Origin of the sequence: Hahella ganghwensis DSM 17046, from assembly GCF_000376785.1 — a bacterium.
In the GTDB taxonomy this organism is placed as follows: Bacteria; Pseudomonadota; Gammaproteobacteria; order Pseudomonadales; family Oleiphilaceae; genus Hahella; species Hahella ganghwensis.
Genome location: NZ_AQXX01000142.1, coordinates 125,700 through 151,651, shown reverse-complemented (window position 1 = coordinate 151,651; position 25,952 = coordinate 125,700). Strand labels below are relative to the sequence as shown.

General features: G+C 51.2%; 25 protein-coding genes. 18 read left to right on the top strand and 7 right to left on the bottom strand.

Annotated features, from left to right (window positions below):
* The first annotated feature begins 200 nt into the window (after nucleotides 1–200).
* The 16 genes from F566_RS0128815 (at nucleotide 201) to F566_RS0128740 (ending at nucleotide 17,173) form a co-directional block, all read left to right on the top strand.
* Entirely contained in the window at nucleotides 201–2,090 is a 1,890-nt protein-coding gene (locus F566_RS0128815) for an NAD(P)H-dependent oxidoreductase subunit E (protein WP_020410526.1), read from the top strand.
* Nucleotides 2,091–2,195: 105 nt separating this feature from the next.
* Entirely contained in the window at nucleotides 2,196–2,975 is a 780-nt protein-coding gene (locus F566_RS0128810) for a 2Fe-2S iron-sulfur cluster-binding protein (protein WP_020410525.1), read from the top strand.
* A gap of 57 nt (nucleotides 2,976–3,032) precedes the next feature.
* Nucleotides 3,033–3,593: an NADH-quinone oxidoreductase subunit B family protein gene (locus F566_RS0128805; protein ID WP_020410524.1), complete on the top strand. Its 561-nt coding sequence runs from the start codon at nucleotides 3,033–3,035 to the stop codon at nucleotides 3,591–3,593.
* A 36-nt stretch (nucleotides 3,594–3,629) separates the two neighbouring features.
* Nucleotides 3,630–5,099, top strand: coding sequence for a Ni/Fe hydrogenase subunit alpha (locus F566_RS0128800; protein WP_020410523.1), 1,470 nt, complete (start codon nucleotides 3,630–3,632; stop codon nucleotides 5,097–5,099).
* Nucleotides 5,096–5,671 (top strand): hydrogenase maturation protease, encoded by a 576-nt coding sequence (locus F566_RS34420; protein ID WP_020410522.1) that lies wholly within the window; start codon nucleotides 5,096–5,098, stop codon nucleotides 5,669–5,671. Before F566_RS0128800 ends, F566_RS34420 begins: the two co-directional genes overlap by 4 nt.
* The gene (gene hypA, locus F566_RS0128790; RefSeq protein WP_020410521.1) at nucleotides 5,664–6,005 is read left to right on the top strand and encodes a hydrogenase maturation nickel metallochaperone HypA; all 342 of its coding nucleotides are present in this window, start codon (nucleotides 5,664–5,666) and stop codon (nucleotides 6,003–6,005) included. The genes F566_RS34420 and hypA overlap by 8 nt, the downstream gene beginning before the upstream one ends.
* Nucleotides 6,006–6,118: 113 nt before the next feature.
* A complete protein-coding gene (hypB, locus tag F566_RS34415) occupies nucleotides 6,119–6,907 on the top strand; it encodes a hydrogenase nickel incorporation protein HypB (RefSeq protein WP_211210720.1) in 789 nt (262 codons plus the stop codon).
* Nucleotides 6,889–9,270 (top strand): carbamoyltransferase HypF, encoded by a 2,382-nt coding sequence (hypF, locus tag F566_RS0128780; RefSeq protein WP_020410518.1) that lies wholly within the window; start codon nucleotides 6,889–6,891, stop codon nucleotides 9,268–9,270. The genes hypB and hypF overlap by 19 nt, the downstream gene beginning before the upstream one ends.
* A 7-nt stretch (nucleotides 9,271–9,277) precedes the next feature.
* Nucleotides 9,278–9,487: a HypC/HybG/HupF family hydrogenase formation chaperone gene (locus F566_RS0128775; RefSeq protein WP_020410517.1), complete on the top strand. Its 210-nt coding sequence runs from the start codon at nucleotides 9,278–9,280 to the stop codon at nucleotides 9,485–9,487.
* Between the two features lie 137 nt (nucleotides 9,488–9,624).
* Nucleotides 9,625–10,749 carry a hydrogenase formation protein HypD gene (hypD, locus tag F566_RS0128770; protein ID WP_020410516.1) on the top strand — a complete coding sequence of 375 codons (1,125 nt, stop codon included), beginning with the start codon at nucleotides 9,625–9,627 and terminating at the stop codon, nucleotides 10,747–10,749.
* A gap of 40 nt (nucleotides 10,750–10,789) precedes the next feature.
* Nucleotides 10,790–11,812, top strand: coding sequence for a hydrogenase expression/formation protein HypE (gene hypE, locus F566_RS0128765; RefSeq protein WP_020410515.1), 1,023 nt, complete (start codon nucleotides 10,790–10,792; stop codon nucleotides 11,810–11,812).
* Between the two features lie 184 nt (nucleotides 11,813–11,996).
* Nucleotides 11,997–12,338 carry a PilZ domain-containing protein gene (locus tag F566_RS0128760; protein WP_020410514.1) on the top strand — a complete coding sequence of 114 codons (342 nt, stop codon included), beginning with the start codon at nucleotides 11,997–11,999 and terminating at the stop codon, nucleotides 12,336–12,338.
* Nucleotides 12,339–12,503: 165 nt separating this feature from the next.
* The gene (glgC, locus tag F566_RS0128755) at nucleotides 12,504–13,727 is read left to right on the top strand and encodes a glucose-1-phosphate adenylyltransferase (RefSeq protein WP_020410513.1); all 1,224 of its coding nucleotides are present in this window, start codon (nucleotides 12,504–12,506) and stop codon (nucleotides 13,725–13,727) included.
* On the top strand, nucleotides 13,717–16,320 hold the full coding sequence (gene glgP / locus F566_RS0128750; RefSeq protein ID WP_020410512.1) for an alpha-glucan family phosphorylase: 2,604 nt from the start codon (nucleotides 13,717–13,719) through the stop codon (nucleotides 16,318–16,320). Before glgC ends, glgP begins: the two co-directional genes overlap by 11 nt.
* A gap of 273 nt (nucleotides 16,321–16,593) precedes the next feature.
* Nucleotides 16,594–16,878, top strand: a complete 285-nt coding sequence (locus F566_RS0128745) for a hypothetical protein (protein ID WP_020410510.1) — start codon at nucleotides 16,594–16,596, stop codon at nucleotides 16,876–16,878.
* Nucleotides 16,879–16,990: 112 nt separating this feature from the next.
* Nucleotides 16,991–17,173 (top strand): hypothetical protein, encoded by a 183-nt coding sequence (locus F566_RS0128740; protein ID WP_157497169.1) that lies wholly within the window; start codon nucleotides 16,991–16,993, stop codon nucleotides 17,171–17,173.
* Nucleotides 17,174–17,269: 96 nt separating this feature from the next.
* Here the strand turns inward: F566_RS0128740 and F566_RS35035 are convergent, their stop codons facing one another.
* The gene (locus F566_RS35035) at nucleotides 17,270–17,509 is read right to left on the bottom strand and encodes a SirB2 family protein (protein WP_245555327.1); all 240 of its coding nucleotides are present in this window, start codon (nucleotides 17,507–17,509) and stop codon (nucleotides 17,270–17,272) included.
* 256 nt (nucleotides 17,510–17,765) lie between these two features.
* Here F566_RS35035 and F566_RS0128730 point away from each other — a divergent pair, with 256 nt between their 5' ends.
* Nucleotides 17,766–18,254, top strand: coding sequence for a molybdenum cofactor biosynthesis protein MoaE (locus F566_RS0128730; protein ID WP_020410507.1), 489 nt, complete (start codon nucleotides 17,766–17,768; stop codon nucleotides 18,252–18,254).
* A gap of 67 nt (nucleotides 18,255–18,321) precedes the next feature.
* Here the strand turns inward: F566_RS0128730 and mobA are convergent, their stop codons facing one another.
* From mobA to F566_RS0128715, 3 genes are all read right to left on the bottom strand, one after another.
* Nucleotides 18,322–18,885: a molybdenum cofactor guanylyltransferase MobA gene (mobA, locus tag F566_RS0128725; RefSeq protein WP_020410506.1), complete on the bottom strand. Its 564-nt coding sequence runs from the start codon at nucleotides 18,883–18,885 to the stop codon at nucleotides 18,322–18,324.
* Nucleotides 18,886–18,922: 37 nt separating this feature from the next.
* Nucleotides 18,923–19,381, bottom strand: a complete 459-nt coding sequence (locus tag F566_RS0128720) for a hypothetical protein (RefSeq protein ID WP_020410505.1) — start codon at nucleotides 19,379–19,381, stop codon at nucleotides 18,923–18,925.
* Nucleotides 19,382–19,610: 229 nt separating this feature from the next.
* Nucleotides 19,611–19,898: a hypothetical protein gene (locus tag F566_RS0128715; protein ID WP_020410504.1), complete on the bottom strand. Its 288-nt coding sequence runs from the start codon at nucleotides 19,896–19,898 to the stop codon at nucleotides 19,611–19,613.
* A gap of 566 nt (nucleotides 19,899–20,464) precedes the next feature.
* Here F566_RS0128715 and F566_RS0128710 point away from each other — a divergent pair.
* Nucleotides 20,465–22,852: a Lon protease family protein gene (locus F566_RS0128710; RefSeq protein WP_020410503.1), complete on the top strand. Its 2,388-nt coding sequence runs from the start codon at nucleotides 20,465–20,467 to the stop codon at nucleotides 22,850–22,852.
* Between the two features lie 173 nt (nucleotides 22,853–23,025).
* Here the strand turns inward: F566_RS0128710 and F566_RS0128705 are convergent, their stop codons facing one another.
* The 3 genes from F566_RS0128705 to amrS all read right to left on the bottom strand — a co-directional run bounded on the left by F566_RS0128705 (nucleotide 23,026) and on the right by amrS (nucleotide 25,711).
* Complete coding sequence (locus tag F566_RS0128705) at nucleotides 23,026–23,859, bottom strand: ion transporter (protein ID WP_020410502.1); 834 nt, start codon at nucleotides 23,857–23,859, stop codon at nucleotides 23,026–23,028.
* A 36-nt stretch (nucleotides 23,860–23,895) separates the two neighbouring features.
* The gene (locus tag F566_RS0128700; RefSeq protein WP_245555325.1) at nucleotides 23,896–24,549 is read right to left on the bottom strand and encodes an alpha-ketoglutarate-dependent dioxygenase AlkB family protein; all 654 of its coding nucleotides are present in this window, start codon (nucleotides 24,547–24,549) and stop codon (nucleotides 23,896–23,898) included.
* A gap of 70 nt (nucleotides 24,550–24,619) precedes the next feature.
* Complete coding sequence (gene amrS / locus F566_RS0128695; RefSeq protein WP_020410500.1) at nucleotides 24,620–25,711, bottom strand: AmmeMemoRadiSam system radical SAM enzyme; 1,092 nt, start codon at nucleotides 25,709–25,711, stop codon at nucleotides 24,620–24,622.
* Between the last annotated feature and the right edge of the window lie 241 nt (nucleotides 25,712–25,952).

Below are 25,952 nucleotides of genomic sequence, written 5' to 3'. Positions count from 1 at the left end.
TCGTTTCGGTAATTCCGAAAGGACATCTTGGGAAGACCCTGGAACTATATTTACCCGCTTTCATTGAAACACACCATGCCCTCGGCATAGGATTGTGAAATATCGACAAATGGATTGATGCAACTCAATGCGAGGGTTTCTGTCAGGCGGTACAAGGAAACCCTGGGATCAAGTAATGACAATAAGACTAACCTATCGCCATGGAATCAAACAGTCGTAAGCAAAATGTGGTACAGGAAACCTGTCGCCGATTCGGTAATGATGCCCGACGGATGATGGATATTCTGTGGGAGATTCAGGACACCCTGGGCTGCATTGATGGAGAGGCGATGGAATATGTCGCCGCTGAAACAGGCAGCTATCGAGTAGAAGTGGAAGGTGTCGTGACCTTCTATGCCTTTTTTGCCACTGAGCCTCAGGGGCAGTTTATTATCCGTCTGTGCGAAGACATTATCGATCGTCATGCTGGGATGGAAAGAGTTCGCGAGGCCTTCGAAAAAGCACTGGGAATCAAGACTGGACAAACTACATCGGATGGTCTGTTTTCCCTCCACCTGACCCCCTGTATCGGGATGTGTGATCAAGCTCCCGCCGCCCTGATTAATGATATGGTCGTTACCAGGCTGACTCCCTCCGGGGTTGCCAAAATTGTTCGTATCCTGAAGAAGACTCGTAATCTTGAAAGTCTCAAACCCTCAGCTAAAGACAGCCCTTTCAAACCTGGGGATGGTTATAACCAGCACCCGCTGATTGATTCACCTGTCGAAAACAATATTCGTCTGGCCGGTGAGGTCTTGTTAAGTGCTTATTCTGAAGAAGCAGGTTTGGCGAATGCGCTTCAGCATAAGCCTGAAGATGTCGTGCAGATGGTTCTGGATTCCGGTCTGAGGGGCAGGGGTGGTGCCGGCTTCAGTACTGGTAGAAAATGGCACTTGGCCGCGTCTACAGAGGCTGAAGAACGATATGTCATCTGCAATGCCGATGAGGGAGAGCCCGGCACTTTCAAGGATCGGGTACTGCTGACGGAAAAAGCGGATCTGCTGTTTGAAGGCATGACGATTGCGGCCCATGCTGTGGGCGCCCGGCACGGTATTCTCTATCTGCGGGGTGAGTATCGATATCTTCGGCCTTATCTGGAGCATTGTCTGGCTGAACGGCGCCGAAAAGGGTTGCTGGGCAGGAAAATTCGGAAAGCGGTTGGTGGTCAGCATGAGTGTGAGTTCGATATTCGGATTCAGCTGGGAGCCGGGGCCTATATTTGCGGTGAGGAGAGTTCCCTCATCAGTTCCTGCGAAGGACGTCGGGGAGAACCGAAAAACCGCCCGCCATTTCCGGTGCAATCAGGATATTTGGGATTTCCTACGGTTGTGAATAATGTGGAAACGTTCTGCAATATTCCGCGGATTCTTGAAAAAGGGGCCGACTGGTTCCGTGCCATTGGTACACCCGAGAGTTCCGGCACCAAGCTGCACAGCATTAGTGGTGATTGTCGCCGCCCCGGGATTTACGAGTTGCCCATGGGGTGCACGGTTCAGGAACTGTTGGACCTGGCTGGTGCGGTAGACCCGGCCTGTGTTCAGGTGGGGGGGGCCAGTGGCGATATGATCGGCCGCACGGAATTTGATCGTCGTCTATGTTTCGAAGACCTTCCTACCGCCGGCGCCTTCATGACCTTTACCCAAACCCGGAATATTCTGGAAATCGTGGACTACTACATGCACTTCTTCATTGAAGAAAGCTGTGGTTATTGCACACCTTGCCGGGTCGGGAATGTCTTTATGAAAAAGGGGTTGGAAAAAATTATCCGGGGTCAGGGTGAGCCCGGTGATCTTCAGTATCTACAGGATCTGGGGAAAACCATTATCGAGACCAGCCGCTGTGGTCTTGGGCATACATCACCCAAACCGATTCTTACCTCCATAAAGCATTTTCCATTGGTCTATGCCGCTTTGCTGAAGGAGCGGTCTGATGGGTTGCAGGCAGGCTTTGACATTCAACAGGCTCTGGATGAGTCACGCATTATCGCGAAACGCCGGTCACTTATTTACGACCCTGACTATGCCAATCCGGATAACGCTGACCAGTCATGAAAGCTGGCAGAAAGTCGGAGGTAATGGCGCAGGGAAGTGGGTGGAGTTGACCTGGATAGTGGTTCAGTTACAGGTAGGAGCCGAGAGAGCGGGTAGAGAATAACGATGCCAGACGAAGCACCGAACATCAGTCAGAAATATATCGAGTTTACGGTCGACGGAGAGGTTTACTCTGTTCGAAATGGACTGTCCATCATGGATGCCTGCGATATGGTGGGCATTTATGTTCCCCGGCTGTGCGATTCCGATGGTCTGGTTCCTCAGGGTAGTTGCCGGGTGTGCTCGGTCAAACAGAATGGTCGTACCGTGGCGGCCTGTACTCAGCCCCTGGAGAACGGGGCTGTCATTGAAAATGAGACCCTTGAGATCAAGAACTACAGACGTGACCTGGTGAGAATGCTGTTTCATGAGGGGAATCATTTGTGCCCCATTTGTGAAGCCAGCGGTCGCTGCGAATTGCAGGCAATGGCCTATCGATTGGGGATCAGTCAGGCGACCAAGTATCCCTATCTGCAACCGGTACGCCCGGTCGATGCGTCTCATCCTGATATTGCTCTGGACAATAATCGCTGCATTCTTTGTGGTCGTTGTATCAGAGCTTCCCGGGATGTGGACGGCAAGAATGTGTTCGAATATGTCGGCCGGGGAATTCATAAACGCATTGGCGTTAATGCTGACTGCCTGGCCAATACCGACGCCTCGATTGATGATTATGCCATGTCTCTGGATGTGTGCCCGGTCGGTTGCATCATTCGAAAAGGTGAAGGATTTTTTGCGCCGATTGGTGAGCGTCAGTTTGATTCGGCACCTATCGGGACGCAGGCCCAGAATCCTGACAGTCGGTTGATTCCTGTGAAGCAGTACGATCCCCAGGATGATACCTAAGGTGTCGGAAAAGATGGCACCGGATAAAGTAGAGCCGTTAGATAAGGTGGGCGGTAGATGAGGAAAAAGCGCATTGCCACAGCATCATTGGCCGGATGTTTCGGTTGTCATATGTCCCTGTTGGATATCGACGAGCGAATCATCGATCTGATGAAAGTGGCGGAGTTTGATCGTTCTCCGCTGAATGACTTTAAGAAGTTTACCCGCCGTTGCGATATTGGCCTGATCGAAGGCGGATGCTGTAACGAAGACAATGTCCATGTTCTCCGGGAGTTCCGGAAGAACTGTGATGTGCTGGTGGCGGTGGGGCAGTGTGCCATCATGGGCGGGCTGCCGGTGATGCGGAATGCCATCATGCATTCGGAGGATCCGCTGAGAGAGTGTCTTGATGAGGCTTACAAGGCCTCGCCAAAAGTGATGAATCCGGAAAACCAGATCCCCAATGATCCGGCGTTGCCGTTATTACTGGACAAGGTTTACACCCTGGTGGATGTGGTAAAGGTGGATTACCAGATTCCGGGGTGTCCTCCCTCCGGAGATGTATTGTGGACAGCTCTTTCGGCGCTTATCAAAGGTGAGCCGCCGGAGCTGGACTGGGCATTGATTAAATACGATTAAATACTGACTTATAGACATAACCAGGTTGGCAGGTTCATGGAAAGCCGTAAAGCGCGTATTGTAGAGATAGAGCCGGTTACTCGTGTGGAAGGGCATGGTAAGGTTACCGTGCACCTGGACGAACATAATAACGTCAGTGAAGCCCGGCTTCATATTGTTGAATTCCGTGGCTTCGAGCGGTTCATTCGCGGCCGTCTGCTGTGGGAAGTGCCGGTGATTGTCCAGCGGTTATGCGGGATATGTCCTGTCAGCCATCATATAGCAGCGGCCAAGGCCATGGACATGATCGTCGGCGTCGACCAACTGACCCCTACAGCGGAAAAAATGCGGCGCCTGATGCACTATGGGCAGATCATGCAGAGCAATGTCCTGCATTTTTTCCATCTGAGTTCGCCGGATCTGCTATTCGGATTTGATGCGGCCGCCAAAAAACGCAATATCTTCGAAGTTATCAAGCAGTTTCCCGATCTGGCGAAGCAGGGCGTGCTGATGCGCAAGTATGGCCAGGAAGTCATTCTTCATACGGCAGGCAAAAAAATTCACGGTACCGGAGCGATTCCCGGCGGTATCAATAAAAACCTGTCCCTCAAAGAACGGGATGCATTGCTGGTTGACGTGGATCTGATGATGTCGTGGGCACAGAACGCGGTTCAGGTGGCCAAGAACTATACCCTGGATCATCTTCCGCTGGTCGAGCAATTTGCTAATTTCAAGTCCAGTCATATGTCTCTGGTGAGAGAAGATGGGGCCTTGGATCTTTATCACGGCAATCTGCGGGCTGTGGATGCTGCGGGCAATATTATTTTTGATCAGATGGATTATCGGGATTTCAACGATTACCTGATGGAAGAAGTCCGGCCCTGGTCTTATATGAAGTTTCCTTTTATCAAAAGTCGGGGAAATGTGGATGGCTGGTACAGGGTGGGTCCCCTGGCCAGGATGAATACGGTCAGTTTCATCGATACGCCATTGGCCAATCAGGAGTTTGAAGCGTTTCGGCGCTTTGGGCAGGGTAAGCCGGTGAGTATGACGCTTGGATACCACTGGGCCAGGATGATTGAAGTGCTTCATTGTGTTGAAAAGATCAAAGAGCTTTTACACGACCCGGATCTTCAGGGAACGGATCTGCGCTTGAAAGGTGAGCGTCGTGAAGAAGGTATTGCCGTGATTGAAGCTCCCAGAGGCTCTCTGTTTCATCATTATAAGGTGGACGAAAATGATCAGGTGACATACTGCAATCTGATTGTCTCCACCACTCATAACAATACCGCCATGAACCGGGCGGTGACGGATGTCGCCAAAAAGTATCTTTCAGGTCAGAAAACCATCACGGAGAAAATGCTCAACCATATTGAGGTGGCGGTGCGGGCCTATGATCCTTGCCTGTCCTGTGCAACCCATGCTTTGGGGCAGATGCCACTGGTGGTGGAAGTGCTGGACGCGGAAGGCAAGATCGTGGACCGGGGAAGTCAGTTTGCAGAAATTGAGACGCCAGGTCTGACATGAGTTCATCAAGCGATAAGTCGGCTCAAAATGAGATGATCAGTCATGAGTCAAATGGCCAGACACAAAGAGTATTGGATGTGAACAGAGCAAAAACACTCATCATCGGTTATGGCAATCCCGGACGTCAGGATGATGGCCTGGGGCCGGAATTCGTTCGCCGGGTGGATACTGATTCGTGGTTGGATGTTGTCACCCAGGTGAACTATCAACTGACAGTTGAAGATGCTGTCGATATCGCGAATTTTGAGCGGGTAATCTTTGTTGATGCGGCCCTTGGTGCTGCGAGGAATGGGGTTGACGCCGGATCTGGATATTCCTTCTCGGCAGTGAGTTCTGCTGTTGCCCAGCCATTTGCCAGTCACAGTCTGACGCCGGAAGGGCTGATGGCATTGAGTCAAACGCTGTTCCAGGCGAGTGCGGTTGCCTATATTCTGGCCATTGATGGGTATGAGTTTGATCAGTTTGAGGAGAAGCTTTCCCCGGCAGCAGAGCGTAATCTGCACGAAGCCCTTTGTTATTGCCGGCATTGGCTGCAGGCTCACCCGTTGGAAGGTAGGGTTGAGCATGCATGAATTGTCCCTGGCAGAAAATATACGGGATCTGATTGTGGAGCGGGCTGCAACGGAGGGCTTTCGGAAAGTCGAGGCCGTCTGGCTGGAAGTGGGGGCGTTGTCCTGTGTGGAGCCGGATGCGATGACTTTCAGTTTCGCCGCTGTGATGGCGGATACGCCGGCACAGGATGCCAGATTGGAGATTATTTCCGTCCCGGGTGAGGGGCAGTGTCGACAGTGCCGTCATCGGTGGCAGGTGCGGGAGTTATATGATTGCTGCCCTGAATGTGGAAACTTTGGGATGGATGTTGTTCAAGGCAAAGATGTCAGGGTTAAATCTCTGGCGGTGATATGACAGCAATCGCCGGAAACATAACGTTTCCGGTAATCGGTTTGGAAGAGCTGGAGGCTGAAGGTCGAAAGCTCAAGTCAAGAGTCACTGATAGATAAGTGCAAACTGGGGAGGAGATGATGTGTACAACCTGTGGCTGCAATGGTGCAGTGTCTCATCAGCATGGCCACCATCCGCATGCCAGTCACGATCATGAAGATCAGGCCAGAATTCTGCAGGTAGAGCAGAATATTCTCAGTAAAAATGACCAATATGCCGCCACTAACCGGCAGATGCTGTCAGATCATAAAGTGGCGGCATTTAACTTGGTTTCCAGCCCCGGCTCCGGCAAGACCACACTTTTGGTGAAGACGATTCAGCGACTGAAAGACGCTGCCCGGATAGCGGTGATCGAAGGTGACCAGCAGACAGAACTGGACGCCCAGCGTATTCGCGAGACTGGCGTGTCTGCGCAACAGATTAATACCGGAAAAGGCTGTCACCTGGACGCTCATCAGGTCGGGCATGCCCTGGAACACTGGTCGCTGGATGAACTGGATATTATCTACATTGAGAATGTGGGGAATCTGGTCTGTCCTGCGGCGTTTGATCTGGGGGAGGCGGCCAGGGTGGTTGTGTTGTCAGTGACCGAGGGAGAAGACAAACCCCTGAAATATCCTGATATGTTCTACGCCTCGGACCTGATGCTCATCAACAAAATTGACTTGCTTCCTTATCTGGATTTCGATGTGGAAAAAAGTATCGAGTATGCAAGGCGCATCAATCCCGATATCCAAGTGTTACAGGTGTCCGCAAAAACCGGGCAGGGAATGGATGCCTGGATTCAGTGGTGTCGGCAGACAAAGGTTTCCCCGGCCAGGGCAACGGTCATACCGGGTGAATTCGTATGCAATACTGCCAGTTGATGGTGACGGGCCGGGTCCAGGGCGTTGGCTTTCGTCCTTTTGTGTATCAACTGGCTACGGAACTGGGGTTAACCGGTCAGGTACAGAATAATGATCAAGGAGTGTTGATTGACCTGCGGGGAGACTCGTCAGCACTGAAGCAGTTTCAGTCCCGGTTACGAACCGATATGCCGGCCGCGGCCAGTATAGACTCGATAGATGACTTGTCTGTGGGTGGTGCATCATCAAAAGAGCAGAGTTTTGAAGGATTCCGGATACTGAATTCGGAGGTTTCCCCAACTTACCGGTCAAATATCCTGTCATCGGCACAGATACCGGCTGATCTTCCGGTATGTCGGAAATGTCTGCAGGAACTATTTGATCCGACTGACAGGCGCTATCAATACCCGTTCATCAATTGTACCCAGTGCGGACCCCGTTACACGCTGATTCAATCACTGCCTTATGACCGCTCCAGAACCAGTATGAAAGGGTTCGAATTGTGCGATGCCTGCCATCATGAGTATCAGTCAGTGTCGTCCCGTAGGTTTCATGCACAGCCCAATGCCTGTGCGGATTGTGGGCCAACGCTTTCTTTGGTCGATAACCATGGTGTGCCGATGTCATTGGCCGCCTGTTCTGGTAGTGCCGGCAATGTCCTGAGCGAGATTGTCTCCCTGATCAATCAAGGCTACATATTGGCCATCAAAGGGCTGGGTGGTTTTCATCTGGTGTGCGATGCGCGTCAACCTGATGCCGTGAACAGGCTGCGGCAAAGAAAGCGGCGCCCTGACAAGCCTTTTGCTGTTATGGGGCTGAATACCGCGTCATTGGAGCAGGTCGTGAGAATGGATGCTCAGGTGGCCGAGTGCTTACAGACGGATGTTCGTCCGGTTGTCCTATCAGCTAAAACAGCTGTCTGTGATCTACAGCTTGAGCTGGTGGCACCGCAACTGGCCGATCTTGGGGTGATGCTGCCCTATACACCGTTACATTATCTCCTGTATCACGAGGCTGCCGGCCGGCCAGCAGGATTGGAGTGGCTGGATGCGCCTCATCCCTGGCTGTTGGTCATGACCAGTGCTAATCAATCAGGGGCTCCCCTGGTTCACACGAATGATCAGTGTGTTGAGCAACTGAGTGACATTGCTGACTATTTTGTGCTTCATGATCGGGATATTGTGACCCGCTGTGATGACTCTGTGGTTCAGGCAGGAGTAGCTCAGAAAGGAGTGGAACAGGCCTCGATAAGGCGGGCCAGAGGCTGGGTGCCACAGCCTGTCAGACTGCCTGAAGCTGGTCCATCTGTATTGGCTTGTGGTGGATATCTGAAAAACACCTTTTGCCTGACCCGGGGGAATCTGGCTTATCTTTCTCCGCATATTGGTGATCTTGATCACCCGGATACCTGTCAGTGGTTTCAGGAGGCGATCCGGCATATGTCAGAGTTAACCGGTGTAAAGCCTCAGGCAGTGGCCTGTGATGGGCATCCGGATTTTTTCAGCAGCCGGTTTGCCGAGCGTTATGCTGAAGAGCAGGGTGTTCCGTTGTTTCGGGTGTTGCACCATCACGCCCATCTGGCCGCCGTCATGGCAGAGCAGGGAGTGACAGGGGCGGTGTTGGGACTGACTCTGGACGGCGTAGGTTTGGGCGAAGATCGGCAGGTCTGGGGCGGTGAAATGTTCTATGGAGACTGCGCCCGGCTTGAACGAATAGGGCACTTTTCGGAGCTTTCATTACCTGGTGGTGATGTGGCGGCGAGGGACATCTGGCGTCTCGGGGCTGGTGTGTTATGGTCTATGGGGATGCGGGAGGTTGCCAGGAAAAAGTTTGGAAACCGGCCCATCTATTCTTCTGTGGAGGGTATGATGGAGAATTCCAGTTTCAGCCCTTTGACGTCCAGTGCCGGACGTTGGTTTGATGCGATTGCCGCAATTTTGGGGATTTGTGAGGATGTCTCCTTTGAAGGTCAGGCCCCCATGCTGCTGGAATCTGCCGCCGCGGGAATTCCCTGGCCAGAACCCCAAGGCTTGGTGGTCGTTGACTCTTCCGGCCTGCTGGACATTTACCCATTAATACGACACCTGGTGCAGTTTGCTGATTCCACGGAGGCGGCTGCGGTATTTCATGCAGAGCTGTCAGATGGATTGGTACGCTGGTGTGTAATGCAGGCGGAAATTTATCAGACCAGGAGAGTGGTGGCGGCCGGAGGATGTTTTATGAACCGACTGCTCAGAAAGGCGCTGCGGGATGGTCTGGCCCGGTATGGAATGACGTTATACCTGGCGGATAATGTGCCCTGCAATGATGGTGGTATCAGCCTGGGACAGGCATGGATAGCGCTTTCCAGATTGAATCAGGCAGAGTCGGGAATTCAGGAGTGAGTGCAGTATGTGTTTAGCAGTACCGGTCAGAGTTGAAGAATTAATCGGAGACGATCAGGCGGTCGTGGAGCTGGGCGGCGTGAAAAAGCATATTTCTGTTGCTCTGGTAGAGGATGTACAGGTCGGAGACTACGTGATCCTGCACGTGGGTTATGCCCTGAGTAAGCTCAGTGAAGAAGAAGCCCGGAAAACATTGGAGCTATTCAGGCAGATATAGCTGGTCGGGAAGAAGCAGCTATTCAGGAAGATAGAGCTAATCAGGCAACTTAAGGCGTCGCCGTTAAGTAGAGCTTCGCGGCCGGGGAGCTGAATATATCGAGCGCATAGCGTCGCTATGAGTAATAGGCGTGTGAAATGAAATATGTTGATGAGTTTCGTGATGGTAATGCCGCCAGAGTGTTGGCCGAACAGATCGGGGCAGAAGTTCGGCCTGATCGCCAGTATCGGTTGATGGAATTCTGCGGAGGGCATACCCACACTATCTTTCGGTGCGGCGTTCCGGATTTACTGCCTGACAATGTCCAGATGATGCATGGCCCCGGGTGCCCGGTCTGCGTGCTTCCCGTGAAGCGTATTGATGCGGCCGTTGAGCTGGCTTTGAAGCATCGGGTGATACTCTGCAGTTATGGCGATATGCTCAGGGTGCCGGGATCACAACGGATGAGTCTGCAGAAAGCCAAAGGTCAGGGAGCGGATGTCCGCATGTTGTATTCCCCCGCGGACGCTCTGGCAATCGCGCACCAGAATCCGGATCGACAGGTGGTGTTCTTCGCTATCGGCTTTGAGACCACTACGCCACCGACGGCTGTTATATTGCAGCAGGCCGATCAACAGGCGTTGAGGAATTTTTCCGTATTCTGCAATCATGTGCTGACCCCGCCTGCTATCAGAGGGATTCTGGAGCCAGCCAGGGAAAGCGGACGCTCTATCCTCGAAGGCCTGATCGGCCCAGGGCACGTGAGCCTGATCATTGGTTCGAATCCTTATCGGCAATTAGTTGATGATTATCATTTGCCCATTGTCGTTTCAGGCTTTGAACCGTTGGATTTACTGCAATCCATTCACAGGTTGATTGGTCTGGTCAATCAGGGGTGTTGCACGGTAGAAAACCAATATACACGCGCGGTTTCGGAGCAGGGTAACCTTCGCGCACAGGAATTAATGTCAGAATATTTTGAACTGAGAGAGAGCTTTGAATGGCGAGGCCTGGGCGAAATGCCTGCCAGTGCTCTCCGGATCAAAAAACGCTATGCCCATCTGGATGCAGAGAGTCGCTTTGATCTCACCGACAGTGCTGGGTTGGATAATAAAGCCTGCGAGTGTCCGGCTGTTCTTCGTGCCGCTCTGAAGCCGACGGACTGCAAATTATTTGGCAGGTCCTGTACGCCTGAAAACCCGATCGGTTCCTGTATGGTGTCTTCAGAAGGGGCCTGTGCCGCTTATTACACCTATCGAACAGGGGCGGCCGGATCAGTATAAGCAGACCCTTGTTAACTTTTTAGCTGGAGATCGGAACTATATGAAACCAGACCTGGCTCACGGTGTGATAGAAATGGCCCATGGTAGTGGTGGGAGAGCAATGGCGGAGCTCATCGATCAGCTGTTCCTAAAACATTTTGATAACCGCTGGCTGCAGCAGAAACAGGATCACGCCACTTTGCAGACTGAGGCTGGTCGGCTGGCGATGTCCACGGACAGTCATGTGGTGTCCCCACTGTTCTTTCCAGGCGGTGATATTGGGAGTCTGTCAATCTACGGCACGGTAAACGATGTTGCCATGTCCGGGGCTCAGCCGCTTTATCTATCAGCGGGCTTTGTGCTTGAAGAAGGCTTTCCGCTGGCGGACTTGAGTCGTATCGTGCAATCGATGGCTGCTGCAGCAAGAGAAGCAGGGGTTGTGGTGGTAACTGGTGATACCAAGGTGGTGGAAAAAGGAAAAGCGGACGGCGTTTATATCAACACGACAGGAATAGGTTTTATTCCGGAGACCTTGGAACTCAGTCCCACCCGGATCTGTCCGGGGGATAAAATCCTGATTAATGGGCCCATAGGCAATCATGGGGTGGCAATTCTGTCCCGGAGAGAGAATTTAGCCTTTGAGTCTGATATCCGCTCAGATCTTCAGCCTTTAAACCACTTGGTAGCAGCCATGACGGAAGCCGTTCCCGGTATCCATTTTCTGCGTGACCCTACCCGCGGGGGAGTGGCGGCAAGCCTGAATGAATTGGCGCATCAGGGCGGATTTGCCATGTCTCTGGAGGAGGCTGCGCTCAAAATAGATGATTCCGTCAGGGCTGTGGTCGAGTTGCTGGGGCTGGATCCTCTGTACATTGCCAATGAAGGAAAGTTACTGGCGTTCTGTGCGCCTGAAGATGCGGATAGATTGTTGCAAGTCATGCAGGCTCATCCTCAGGGTAGAAATACGACGGTTATTGGCGAAGTTCAGGTCGGCCAGGCGGGGGTGGTGAGCTTGAATACCCGATTTGGCGGAAAGCGTTTGGTGGATTGGCGGTATAGCGATCCTTTGCCTAGAATTTGTTGATCGAACCAGTATCGAAATATGACAATTTAAGAGTAACCGTTGTTTAGTTGACATATGACAAGAAGCGATAAGGATGTCTGGTTAAAAATCAAGCAAAGCAATCCTCAGGTAGTCGCAGTCGGGAACTGAAGATTTCCATGTTCCACTTTGAATAATAAAAATTGTCATAGTTAGAGGCGATACTATGGAGCACAGGTTGGATATCAGAAACCGAGTGAACTTTACCGTTAAACTGGGGGATGTTTCACAGACTCTCGGGACGTTTGAAGTCCTGGACATCAGTGAGGGGGGGATCGGACTCGAGGACCCCGAAGGCAAGTTGCCGATAGGCGACTTTGTTGAAGTGATTTTTCCGCACTCAATTTATGCGTATCTGGATGAAAATGCCGATACCAGTACGCTGATGCCCGATGATTGCTTCATGCAAGGGTTAGTGATACATACCACCAACGGCCGGGCCGGGTTGATGTGGGACAGCGGTGATGACTTTTGTCTAAGGTTGTTGCCGGAACTGATAGCTGCCTGATCAACACGTTTAGTTGCCAATCTGATCACCTTTAATCTGCGGTTCTGTCCGTCTCCGGGAAGGGCTGGTGACTGGTGATGGTCACCATTTCCGGGTAGGACCTGCATTAATTGCAGTCTGGTTTTCATTTTGGTGTCTCAGGATGACTTTGGACGAGATTGCCCGATGACTGTAAATCCCACTGAGCGGCTGGTCAGTCGCCTCACCAAGAAAACCCTTGCTCTGGTGCTGGCAGGAGGACGCGGAAGCCGGCTGAAAAATTTGACCGACTGGCGTGCCAAGCCTGCCGTACCTTTTGGCGGTAAGTACAGAATTATCGATTTTCCCCTGTCTAACTGTGTCAACTCGGGTATTCGTCGGGTTGGTGTTCTCACTCAGTACAAAGCCCACTCCCTTATTCGTCATGTGCAAAAAGGCTGGGGGTTTCTCAGGGGCGAGTTTGATGAGTTTGTCGAGTTGCTTCCTGCCCAGCAGCGCCTGGAAAGTAACTGGTATCTGGGGACTGCTAACGCGGTATATCAGAATATCGACATCATTCAGGGGCATTCTCCGGACTATGTTCTGATTCTGGCTCAGCACGTCAAAAACCGTGCTGATGTGACGGTCGGCTGTATTGAAGTCCCTCTGGAGCAGGCGCGAGCCTTTGGCGTCATGAGCATCAATGCAGATAAGCGGGTAGAGCGTTTTGTGGAAAAACCTGCCGATCCTGAAACGCTCCCGGATCAACCAGGTCTGGCGATGGCCAGTATGGGTATCTATGTGTTCAGCACCCGGTTTCTGTTGAGAATATTGAAGGAAGATGCCAATAACCGAGACACTGAGCATGATTTCGGTAAAGACATCATCCCTTCCCTGATTCATGAGCACCGGGTATTTGCCTATCCTTTTCGTGAAGCCATGGGTAAGCAGGCGTACTGGCGTGATGTCGGTACCGTGGATGCCTATTGGGCGACCAATCTTGAACTGATCGATGTGACGCCAGACTTGAATCTTTACGACAAGGAATGGCCGATCTGGACCTATCAGGAACAAACGCCTCCCGCCAAATTCATCTTCAGCGATAGTGGAAAGCGTGGCGTCGCGGCGGATTCTATGGTTGCCGGCGGCTGTATTATTTCTGGTGCTTATATCAAGCATTCGCTTTTATTCAGCAATGTTCGGGTGGAGGCGGACAGTCAGGTCGAGAACTCAGTCATTCTTCCCGAAGTGAGCATCGGGCGTTATTGTCGAATTCGGAATGCGGTCATCGATGAAAGAACGGTGGTGCCCGACGGTACTGTGATTGGGGAAAACCCTGAAGAAGACAGCAAGCGTTTTTATGTCAGTGATCAGGGCGTCGTATTGGTTACTCCTGAAATGCTGGGGCAAGAATTACATCATGCAAGATAAAAGACGATCCATCACCCATCTGATAGCTGATTTACCTGAACCTCTTGAGGGGTTGGTTGAACTGGCCGCAGATTTGCGCTGGACCTGGAGTCATGCCGGGGATGAGTTGTGGAAGGCGATGGACAGTAAAATCTGGGAAAAAACCCAGAATCCCTATGTGATACTTCAGAGTATTAGTCATCAGCGCCTTCAGGATCTGGCGCAGGAACAGGGGTTTACCCAAAAGCTTCAGGAAGTGTTGCGTGATCGCGAGCGTTACCTGGAACGGAAAGGCTGGTTCCCTGAGTATCTGCCTGAATCCAGTGTCAAGGGTGTTGCCTATTTCAGTATGGAGTTTGGTATCGGCGAAGCGCTGCCGCTTTATGCCGGCGGGCTTGGCATTCTTGCCGGTGATTATCTGAAGAGCGCCAGTGACCTGCAGGTGCCGGTTGTAGGGGTGGGGTTGTTATACCAGCAAGGGTATTTTCGGCAAATGCTGGATTCGGAAGGTTGGCAGCAGGAGTTTTATCCTTTGAGCGATCCTTCGACGCTTCCCGTTGAGCCGGTGTACAGGACTTCTGGTGAATGGTTGCAGGTATCCATCGAGCTCCCGGGGCGTTCACTATTACTGCGAATATGGCAGGCGCAAGTGGGTAAAGTGAGGCTTTACCTGCTGGACAGTAATCACCCGCTTAATTCGCCGGTTGATCGTGGTATTACCTCGCAGTTGTACGGGGGGAGTGAAGAGATACGCCTGCTGCAGGAGATTGTATTGGGGGTTGGCGGATGGAGAACCATCGACGCGCTGGGGCTTGAGATTAACCTGTGCCATATCAATGAGGGGCATGCAGCGTTTGTCGTGTTGGAGCGTGCACGGGCCTATATGAAAAAGCATAACGTTTCGGCAGAGCTTGCCTGGACGATTACTCGTGCCGGAAATGTTTTTACGACGCATACGCCTGTAGCTGCCGCTTTTGATCGATTTGATATTGGGCTGATTCGGGAGTATGGGCGACTGATCATACGCGATACCGGAATATCCATGGAAACGCTTCTGACTCTGGGGTGTTTAAAGGGGAGTGCTGAAGATGAGCCTTTCAATATGGCTTATCTGGCTATGCGCGGTTGTTTGTGGGTAAACGGAGTCAGTGCTTTGCATGGCCAGGTCAGCAGGCGATTGTTTTCTGCTCTGTACCCCCGCTGGCCGATTGATGAAATTCCAATAACCCATGTTACCAATGGTGTGCATGCTCCTTCCTGGGATTCTGTGTGGGCTGACACTCTATGGACGGAAGCGGCTGGCAAGGATCGTTGGCTGGGAGTTCAGGAATCACTCGGGGAATCTGTCAGCCTTATAGAGGATGCGGAGCTTTGGACCTTTCGTTGTCGGCAAAGATGCGATCTGGTGGGATATGCCCGGGAGCGTTTCGCGTACGAGTTATCTCGAAAGGGAGGGTCGGATGAAGAGCTGGAGCAGGCCAGATGTGTCCTGGATCCCAATGCTCTCACGCTGGGGTTTGCCCGGCGGTTTACCAACTATAAGCGCCCGAATCTTTTGCTGCGCCAGCCTGAGAGGCTGGCGCGTATTCTTAGATGTCGTAACAGGCCCGTTCAGATTGTTGTTGCAGGTAAAGCTCACCCCAGAGACTTAGAGGGCAAGAAAATGCTCCAGCAGTGGGCTGATTTTATGAAGCGAAGCGACATCAGGGGGCGAGCTGTTCTGTTGGAGGATTACGATATCTCTCTAGCCCAGGAAATGGTGCGTGGAGTGGATGTCTGGATCAATACCCCTCGGCGTCCCTGGGAAGCCTGCGGTACCAGTGGGATGAAGGTGTTGGTCAATGGTGGGCTGAATTTATCTGAAATCGATGGCTGGTGGGCGGAAGCCTATACCGATGATGTGGGGTGGGCAATCGGAGACGGGCGCGACGAGGATGTCGAACAGGAAGATGAACATGAAACAGAAATGCTCTTTAGCGTACTGGAAGAGCAGGTGATTCCGGACTTTTATACTCGAGAACGGGATGGCGTTCCGTCAAGGTGGGTGGCCAGAATGCGCAACAGTATGGCTCAGCTGGCTCCCCGATACAGTGCCAATCGCATGGTCAGAGAATACGTCGAAGAGATATATCAACCAGCCTCAGTAGCATTCGCACTGCGCGAGCAGGGGCAGTTTGGGCGCGAGATTGTTGCTTGGCAGCGGCAATTACACCGCTACTGGAGCGAGATTCACTTTGGCGAAATGGAAGTGATTGCTAAACAGGAGGGGTTTTCAGTTGAGGTTCAGGTGCATCTGGGCGAAATTTCTGCCGAATGTGTCATTGTGCAACTCTATGCTGACTCCTTTAATGGATACGCCATGACTTCCCTGGAACTGCAGCGTTGTGATCCATTGCCCGGAGAGGTTTATGGATACTGTTATCGGATTGGCGTCAACACTGAGAGGGCTAGTGAGGATTTCACCTTAAGGGTTGTGCCTCACTTTCCCTTGAACAGAGAAGAGGTCGAAAAAGCGTTTGCCGGAGAAAAGCTTGGTTGTCAGGAGGCTGCTTTGGATAGGGAGTTCACCCGTATTCTCTGGGGGCCGCAATGCCTGATATCAGAGCAATTATGAAAAATGATTGCTCTGTTCTCCGCAAAGTTGATTTCCGGCTCATCTGCTTCCTGGAGGGCTTCGGCATTTTTCGGAGCATCCGTAAATTGAGCGGAATCAAGAATATTTAGGAATCTGGGTCTATGATAATGGACAGTCTTTATGCAAAAGCGTAGAGCGTGATTGGAGCCTCTGAGACAGTAATCTGAGGAGTAGTTAGGTAGATATTTCAAGCAATGTTCTGTGCTAAATACCAAGCTGTGCCGAAAAAAATATAAGGAAGCGAGTGCCGCTATGTATCAGACCAATCTGGATATATCACTGGATCAATTGGAGAGTTATCTGCATCAGTTGGGGGAGAGGGTGGGAGTCGCTCTGTCTCCGGATAGTTTGCAGGCTGCTGTTTCTCTGGCCGAAGGGTTGGGTGACGGTGAAGAGGAAGATCTGATGTTTGAATTTGATGTCGAGGGCAAGAGAGTGCCCCTGATACTAAAGGCGTCAGTTTACCATCAGCAGGGGCCGCGATTTTGTCTGATGACCCCCTCCGAAAAGCTGTTTGAGCTAGTCCAGGAAGGCTGATGGCGGAGGTCCTGGTTCTGACTTTGAATCGGGGATGAATATGTTATGGTAGTAATGAAGCCTCCAGGGAATGGCAGGCATTGAATTTTTATCGGAGCCAAGGGAGGTTCATATGTTGAAGTGGGTGCTGTTGATTGCGATTATCGCTGTCGCTGCCGTATGGATTCGCAAAAGCAAGCTGCAGAATAAATATTCCGATCCTGATCACAAGGAAGTTGATCAGAACCGATTTTATGTCAAACCGCCGCATGAAGAAGATCGGATCCCTGACGATCATCAGAATGATCGATACTGATATCCTGACGGCTGATAGCGGCCAATTGAAATGAAATTCGCCGGGATGAGGTGACAGTTGTGTTCTCTCATGCCGGTGAGGCCGACAGGTTGTGGCTCAGATTGGGATCACTGATTTGGTCACTGCTACCCCGATAATGTACACAATGCAGCAATAAGCGCCGACCCCTGCCAGGGCTCGGGCCCTTTTGGTTTTTCCTCTCTTGAGTGACACCGTTCCAAGTACGATGTAGGCAATCAAGGCGATAATCTTGGCCGTCAGCCAGTGATTTGTCAGCGGGTATTGAGCCAGTAGCATGGACAGTCCTATGGCACTGACCAGCAATGTTGTGTCAATAATATGGGGAATGACTTTGGTCAGGCGGCCGTTCAGCAGTGCGTTATCAGTAATAGCGCAGCGAAAAGGATAGAATGGTCAGGCCTACGCATGTGAGATGGATGCTTTTCAAAACACTGTAAGACATATTCTGGAATTCCTTGCCTGCGAACGCGGATGGTCTAGGATACCAAGGTTAAGGCAAATGTGATGCCCTGGGCTCAAAAACAGATCGTGGGCAATGATATTCACTAAAAATACTCGAGAGAATTTCTCCATGAGCAAAAATATTCATATCGAGATCAGTCAGCGTGATTTTGATCTTGGAACAGAAGTCAAACGACTGGTTGGTGATGATAATGGTATTGGAGCTTCCTGCAGTTTTGTCGGATATGTCAGGGATTTCAGCGAGCGGCCTGAGGTTGTTGGTCTGGAGCTGGAGCATTATCCGGGGATGACCGAAAAGTCACTACAAAAAATTGCTGAAGAAGCCTGTGATCGATGGGAAATTGAAGGTATTACCGTTATCCACCGGATTGGACGAATGATGCTGGGAGAGCAGATTGTCCTGGTAGTGACAACCTCTGCCCATCGTGCTGAAGCCTTTGCGGCCTGTGAGTTTGTTATGGATTATCTTAAGGTTGATGCCCCTTTCTGGAAGAAGGAGTTGACCAATGATGGTGATCATTGGGTGGAGGCTCGTGATAAGGATTCGGAAAGGGCTGAAAAGTGGCAGATTGATCAATCACTTAACGGTTCCGATTAAACTTTCCGGGCGGGTATGCGTAGGCGAACCTGCTGGAGTGGTTGCCCCTGACGCTACCGTTAGGCTTTCAGAGGTCTTTCAGTTGTTCCAGTGTATTGATGTTGGTGAATATTTCAGGGCAGTCTGAAAAATCGACCAGTTCCGGATTGAGCAGATTCAGCCAGTTGCGAACATTTTTGCCGCCGTCATTCAGGTATTGTTTTAAAACCGGGTGCGCCTTTGGGCTCAGCAGACAATGAAGGTATTGCTGTCTTTCTCCATCCCAGGCAATTCGGGCAATACAGTCGGTTTGCCCTGGACACATTCGAAGCGCATATTCTCGGGTGAGTAGAGGAGTGTCGCAGGCTGATACTAAAAAGGTGGTTTCCGGAAAAAGGTGCCAGGCACTGTAAAGACCGGCTAACGGACCTTTCAGGGATGGGTTCACATCAGTAAAACAGTTTGGTGTGATCGCCTGATATTCGCGGAGGTTTCGGTTGCAACTGATCGCAATGGTGTCGCAGGTGGGCTGAAGTGCCTTGGCGATATGCTCGGCCAGGGGGATATCCTGCCACTGTAATAATCCCTTATCTTTACCTCCGGCTCGTGAACCTTCGCCGCCTGCCAGAATTAGGCCTATTAAATCAGACAAATTGTAATCTCAACGGTTGCATTAATTGGGAGACAGCTCAGCCTGCCTGAGGCTGTACGCGTTGGCCGATCTGCCCGAACAGGCCTTCAATGCGTGAAAGGGCATTATCGACATCGCGGCTGTAGTCCTTGGGAGACTGGCAATAGCTGAATTTAATACCGTAACGGTAGGTGGGATGAGAGCTGCTTCTGGCGCAGTTCTGAGCTGCTGAAGTCTCGGGTGTAGGAACTTCTGAGATGCTGGTGACCACTCCCTGTATACCGTCTTCAGTGATGTAACGACCGCGAAAACTGAACTCCAGTTTGTCGCCGGGTTTTAGTTTGTGCTCGCTGGTAATGGCCATGCCGTATCGATTGAAGTCGACACACTTGACGCTCAACGGGTGTCTGGAGCGGCTGAACAGACCGACAAAGTTGGCTGTCACCGACAAAAATGGCGCTTTATGCCTGGTTTTTATACGCCGCTCAAAGTGGCGCTGGAAAATACAATCTCGCATAGCCTAAAGAGTGCTTAGTATTGTTTTTATTCCATTTATCTGCCAACACAGAGTCCGATTAAAGGAAGGGTGTTGCTGACAGGGCCTTTCATTGTACATAAACCTTTGTGTAAGGGATACCCCTTATATGTTGCCGTTGAGGCGGCCGGAGAGATGGTTGTAATCAGGTATGAATCAAGCGACCTATCTAACCGGCGAAATAGAAATTTAATGTAAAAAATGTGAAATGTCACACAGAAGTGTTAATTAAGCGGCCTCTTCTTTGAGAAATATTTTCCGGAGAACCGTCTTTGGCATTTAAAAGTTCAGGTTTGCGTCGGTCTTTCCGGCGGCGCCTTTCTGACCCTTTATACTCGGGATCGTTACGACGACGGCGATCCGGCACCATGCGGCGGTCACTGGGTTCCCTTTCTTTGATGGGGGCCTGGGTTGGGGTGGACTCCACCTGCTTGGCCTGTCGCAGGTTAGGGGAGGAGGGTTGTACCACCGGTTTATTTCTTGAGTCGATATTAATCATGTCGGCTAGTCCTTCATAAGTACTGATTCAACCTTTCGGCCGGAAATTCTCCTGAAATTACCGGCTTCGCGTCCGGTTTCTTATCGCCTACACAGTTGCTATCGAGATCAATGGATTGTTCTTGTAATCGATGCTCGAAGTCTAAGGAGCGTCTGAATAAACACCTGCTTTGTCATAGCAGTTTAACGGCTTTTCAGAGGCTACCTGGTCTGGTATCTGCTGCGCGTTAATCAACCTTTGATTTTTCCACGCCCTGTTGTTGTACTTTATATTTTCTTGTCTATGAGTTCTCTTAAGAACCGTTTATCTAAATTCACAAGACTCTGTTCATTTTATCGGCAGGATGCATGAATTCTTTAACGGGTGGTTAAATTTTGCGCGAAAATGTCGGGAGATGCGAGTATTTGGTGAAAAATCCCCTGCAAAAACTGGTTTTTACGCCATGTCGAATTGGTTACACTTCACCGAAAGCAAGCTCCAACTTCGTTATGCTCTGGTTCCTGGATTTTCAGGGTGCTGAAGCATCTCAAATATAATGATTTCACTACCGGACGTCTGTATATCTCATGATGAAGTCTGCCAAAGCCCTACCACTGTCGAGCTTATATAAGCCTTGTCTGACCAAAGACTTTAACTTTACTTCCACTCGTAATCTGGAACCGCTGGAGGGGATTCTCGGTCAGAGCCGAGCTCAGGACGCCGTGCAGTTTGCCATTTCCATGATGGACAGTGGCTACAACATATATGCCACAGGACGCAATGGGCTGGGCAAGCGCACCATGATTATGCGGTACCTGGAGAAGAAACGCTCGGATTCGGTGGCAAGCGACTGGTGTTACGTCAATAACTTTGACGATGTGCGCTCGCCAAAGGTTCTGAGGCTCCCGGCAGGTGTCGGAATGCCGCTCAAGAAAGATATTGAGCAACTGTTGACCCGGTTACAGAAAGGGGTTCCTCAGGCTTTTGATAATGAATCTTATTATGAGCGTTCGGAGCAACTGAAGAACGAGTTGGCGCAAAAACAGGAAAAAGCGCTGGCGCGGGTGGCGAATGCCGCCAAGAAGCAGAATATCAGTCTCACCATTACCACGCCTGGGGGATACCGGCTGGTCGCAACCGACGGTGAGAATGCCTACGATGCGGAATCTTTTGCAGCGTTGCCTGAGAGCAAGCAGCAGGAATTCGAGGATGCGATCAACAAGCTGGAAAAGCGCTTGCGGAATGTATTGCGCAAGCTCAGCCAATGGGAGCAGGAATATGCCGACAAACAGCAGGGGCTGAATGAAGAGGTTGCCCTGGCGGTGTCAGAGCACTTGATTGCGGCACTGATCAAGAAATATTCGCAGTACCAGGAGGTTGTTTCTCATCTGGAAAGTGTTCAGGAGGACATTCTCAAAAATGTGGAAGTGTTCCTGGAGGATGGGGAAGAGCAGGCCGCTTTGGCGGCGGCAACAATGGATAACAAGCTGCCCAGACGTTACCAGATCAATGTTATGGTGCATCACGACTCCACCGGCCATGCTCCGATTGTGGTGGAGGATAACCCCACTTATAACAATCTGTTTGGTGCTGTCGAGAGTGTGACTTATAAGGGGACGGTATTTACAGACTTCACACTGATTCGGCCCGGGGCTCTTCATCGGGCGAATGGCGGCTATTTGTTGATGGATGCCATCAAGGTGTTGGAGCAGCCCTTTGTCTGGGATGGGATCAAGCGGGCACTGCGCTCGGGTAATGTGTCTATCAATACGCTCGAAAAAGAACTGACGCTTTCCGGCACCATCTCGCTGGAACCTGAGGCGATGCCGTTTGAAGTGAAAATCGTTCTGTTCGGCGACCGCGAAACCTATCTGCTGTTGCAGCAATACGATCCTGATTTCAGTGAGTTGTTCAAAGTCGTGGCGGATTTCGAAAGCGAGATTGAGCGTACGCCGGAATCCCAGAAGCTTTACGCCCGTTTTATCACTTCGCTGATTCGGGACAAGAATCTGCTGCATTGTGACCGTAAGGCGCTTATGCGCATTATTGAACACAGTTCCCGGGTGGCGGAAGATCAAAACCGACTCTCCCTGCATGCTGCCGATATCGCGAATCTTCTGCGAGAGAGTAATTACTGGGCTCGTCAGGCAAATGCGAAGATGTTGCATGCTGAGCACGTGGATAAGGCACTGGATAGTGCGGAGTTTCGTTCCAGTCGTATCCGGGACAAGGTTTTTGACAGTATACGTGACGGCACCACGCTGCTGGATACAGAAGGTGCAAGGGTCGGCCAGATCAATGCTCTCTCGGTGCTCCATACCGGGGATCATGAGTTTGGTGTTCCGAGTCGGGTCACTGCCACGACGGCCTATGGAAGTGGTGAGGTGATTGATATTGAAAGGGATGTGAAGCTGGCTGGTGCCATCCATTCAAAGGGAATGATGATTCTTTCGTCTTATCTGGCATCGACTTTCGGCAAGTCAGACCCGATCAAGCTCAGCGCCAGTATCACGTTTGAGCAGTCATATAATCAGGTGGACGGTGACAGTGCTTCCATGGCCGAATTCTGTGCCCTGATTTCCTCAATTGCGGATGTGCCCATCAGCCAAAGTCTGGCGATTACCGGTTCAATGAATCAGTTTGGCGAAGCTCAGCCGGTGGGCGGCGTTAATGAAAAAATTGAGGGCTTTTTCGAATCCTGCTGTATTAAAGGGCTAAGTGGGGTGCAGGGGGTGATTATCCCTGATCAGAATGTCAGTAATCTGATGCTGAACCAGAAAGTGCAGGATGCCTGCAAGAAAAAGCAGTTTTTTATCTATTCAGTGAAAACCGTGGCAGAAGCGATTGAATTGCTGACAGGGATCAAGGTGGGGTACCCGAACGAGAAAGGAACCTATTCCAAGAATACGGTGTATGGGAAAGTTCAGCACCGGCTCAAGCAGCTGGCGGCGATCGATAAGAAGCGCCATTCGTAAGACTCCCGCACCCAGGGTGGCATTTCTTCCTCCGGGACCGCAATAACCGCTAAAGATGGAACTGCGATCCCGGCTTTTCTAACTATCTGTGCTGTCATTGCGGCCTCAAAAGTTGGCTCAAAATGCCAATTTTTCTTGCGCTGGCGGCCTTGTCTGCGTTTTTCTGAGGCTCTCTAGCTTGACGCTGTCACTAGCTCCTCCCCGCATTGGCTGCAATAAACGGCCTCTTTGTCATGGAGTGCCTTCTTGCACTGGGGGCAGTCGACCTGCTTTATATCTCCCCGCAGTACATTGGATAGCTCAGCGGTAAATATGCCTGTGGGGACGGCAATAATGGCGTAACCCATGAGCATGACCATCGCAGCGATGGCTTGTCCCAGATCTGATTGGGGGGAAATGTCGCCATAGCCAACGGTTGTCAGCGTCACGATCGCCCAATAAATGCTGCGGGGGATGCTGGTATACCCGCTCTGGGGGGATTCGATCATGTACATGATGCAGCCGAAGATTGTTACGAGCACCATGACAGAAAAGAAGAATACGGTGATTTTCTGGCGGCTCTGTCGGATGGCGTGCATCAGCAGATTAGCTTGAGAAACGTACCGGGCCAGACGAAGTATCCGGAATACTCGCAATACTCTCAATATTCTGACGACCAGCCAGTATTGGCTGCCGGGAATCAGCAGGCTCAGATAGCTGGGAAGGATCGATATCAGGTCCACAATGCCGTAAAAGCTGAATATGTATCTGATGGGGCGTTCGATGCAGTAAATACGTACCAGGTATTCAATGGTAAACAGTATGGTGAACGTCCATTCCGCCACCATAAACCAGTTTCCGTATTGTTCATGCAAGGCCTTTACACTGTCCAGCATGACGGTCAGTACACTGATCAGAATGCCTGCGATAAGCGCGATATCAAACGCTTTGCCCAAAGGGGTGTTGGCATGAAAAATAATGATGTAAAGCTTTTGTCTCAGGCGGGAACGCTTGATTTCCTCAGCCACATTGGCTCCTTGTTTAGTGTTTTTTCGGATAAATTATCAAAAATTGCGGATGTATCGAAATGTCAGGTTGATACGACCGCTTACCGGTTTATCTGTTTTGGGAACCTGGTGATTCCAGTGATGCTGCATCGCGCCGCCCATAATCAAGAGTGAATTATGTGGTAATTCAATCGCGGACGCCCGGTGGTTACCTTTCTTGGGTTTGATCAGAAATCGACGGGTAGCCCCGAAAGAGTAGGAGGCAATAACCGGGTTGTTGCCTAGCTCAGGCTCGTTGTCTGAGTGCCATCCCACACTGTCCTGGCCATCCCGATACCAATTGCAAAGTACGCAGTTAAACGGCGCCCCTGCCTTGTCCTGGGCGATGTCTCTCAAGTGTTTCAGAATCGGAGGGAAAGGCTCTGGTGCCATTGTCAGTCCTGAGTAGGTGTAGACACAGTGAGGCTCTCCATACCAGGCCTGTAATCGTGGTATGTCTACCAGCTTTCCGCGAATCCTGATGCTGTCTTTACGCCAGGCCAGCGATTGCGTCAGCACTTCATAGATATCAATCTCTTCTTCAATAATTGGGGAAATAAGATTGATCTGCCCCAGTTCAATATCAATTCGGGTCTCAAGCATATGTTCACTGGCAGTAGGTATGTGCGCGCTAACAGCAGACATGCGAGAGCCCGTAGATAGTAACGTCATGTTTGTTCCGCTGAAAATGGAATCTGGCGCGCATGATAACCGGTCTGGGCGATGGGTTAAACGGAAGCGCTTAATGCCGATGTATGGCGACGGGGAGTCTTTTTGGTCCCCAGTCTCCATGACTGGCTTCGAATCGACCTGGTATCCGGGTGCCACAGTTGTTACAACATCCGTTGGCGTCCAGATTCCAGGCACCCAGCCGGTACCAGTCTCTTTCGATCAGGCAGAGGTCGCAATTGGGGCACCATGTGCTACCGCCCCGGGAGTCATGAACATTGCCTGTGTAGACATAATGAAGTCCTTGCTGCATGGCAATATTCCTGGCCCTGGTTAGGGTGGCGGCCGGAGTGGCCGGAGTGTCCATCATCTTCCAGTCCGGGTGAAACGCTGAAAAGTGAAGTGGGACATCAGGGCCGAGCTTGTCGGAGATCCATTGGCTCATTTGCTCCACTTCCTGATTTGAATCGTTGTAACCGGGGATCAGCAGGGTGGTGATTTCAAACCAGACAGAAGTCTCATGTTTGAGGTAGAGCAGCGTGTCCAGAACTTCACTTAAGCCGGCACCGCAAGTCTTGCGATAAAACTCTTCAGTGAAGGCTTTCAGGTCTATATTGGCAGCATCAATGTGTCGATAAAACTCTTCTCTGGGTGGTGGGCACATGTAGCCGGCGGTAACGGCGATGGCTGCCAGGTCATGTTTGTGGCATTGGTCCGCTACGTCCATGGCGTACTCCATAAAGATGACCGGATCATTGTAGGTGAAGGCGATGCTGCGGCAGTCGTGGGCTATTGCTGTGCGGACCAGCTCTTCCGGCATTGCCTGGTCGGCCAGGGTGTCCATTTCCCGAGATTTGCTCATATCCCAGTTCTGGCAGAATTTGCAGGCCAGGTTGCACCCTGCGGTACCAAAAGACAGCACTGGCGTGCCCGGCAGGTAATGGTTCAGCGGTTTTTTTTCGATAGGGTCAATGCAGAAGCCGCTGGAGCGGCCGTAACTGGTGAGTACGACAGCGTTGTCATGCCGCGCCCTGACAAAGCACAACCCTTGTTGTCCTTCTCTGAGTTTGCAGGCCCGGGGGCATACATCGCATTGCAGGCGTCCGTCTTCCAGCTCATGCCAGTAATGGGTCGGATAAAAATCTGGAGGATTTAGGTGAGTCATGATGACCTCCTACAGTTTGCCTTGCCGCATATATCCATTATAACCCTTGGTGCACTCATGTGAGTCTGCACTCAGCAGGAGTTTCCAGTAAAACGTCAACAGATCCTAGTAAGTTTCCCTTATTTATAGATAAATGACTCGCTAGTTGTTTGACCTGTCGGGTTCTGCCGTTATGATGCTGTGGCTAATAGAGATTATAGTGTGTCGGTAATGACCTGTGACTGGTCTGAGTCAATTTAGG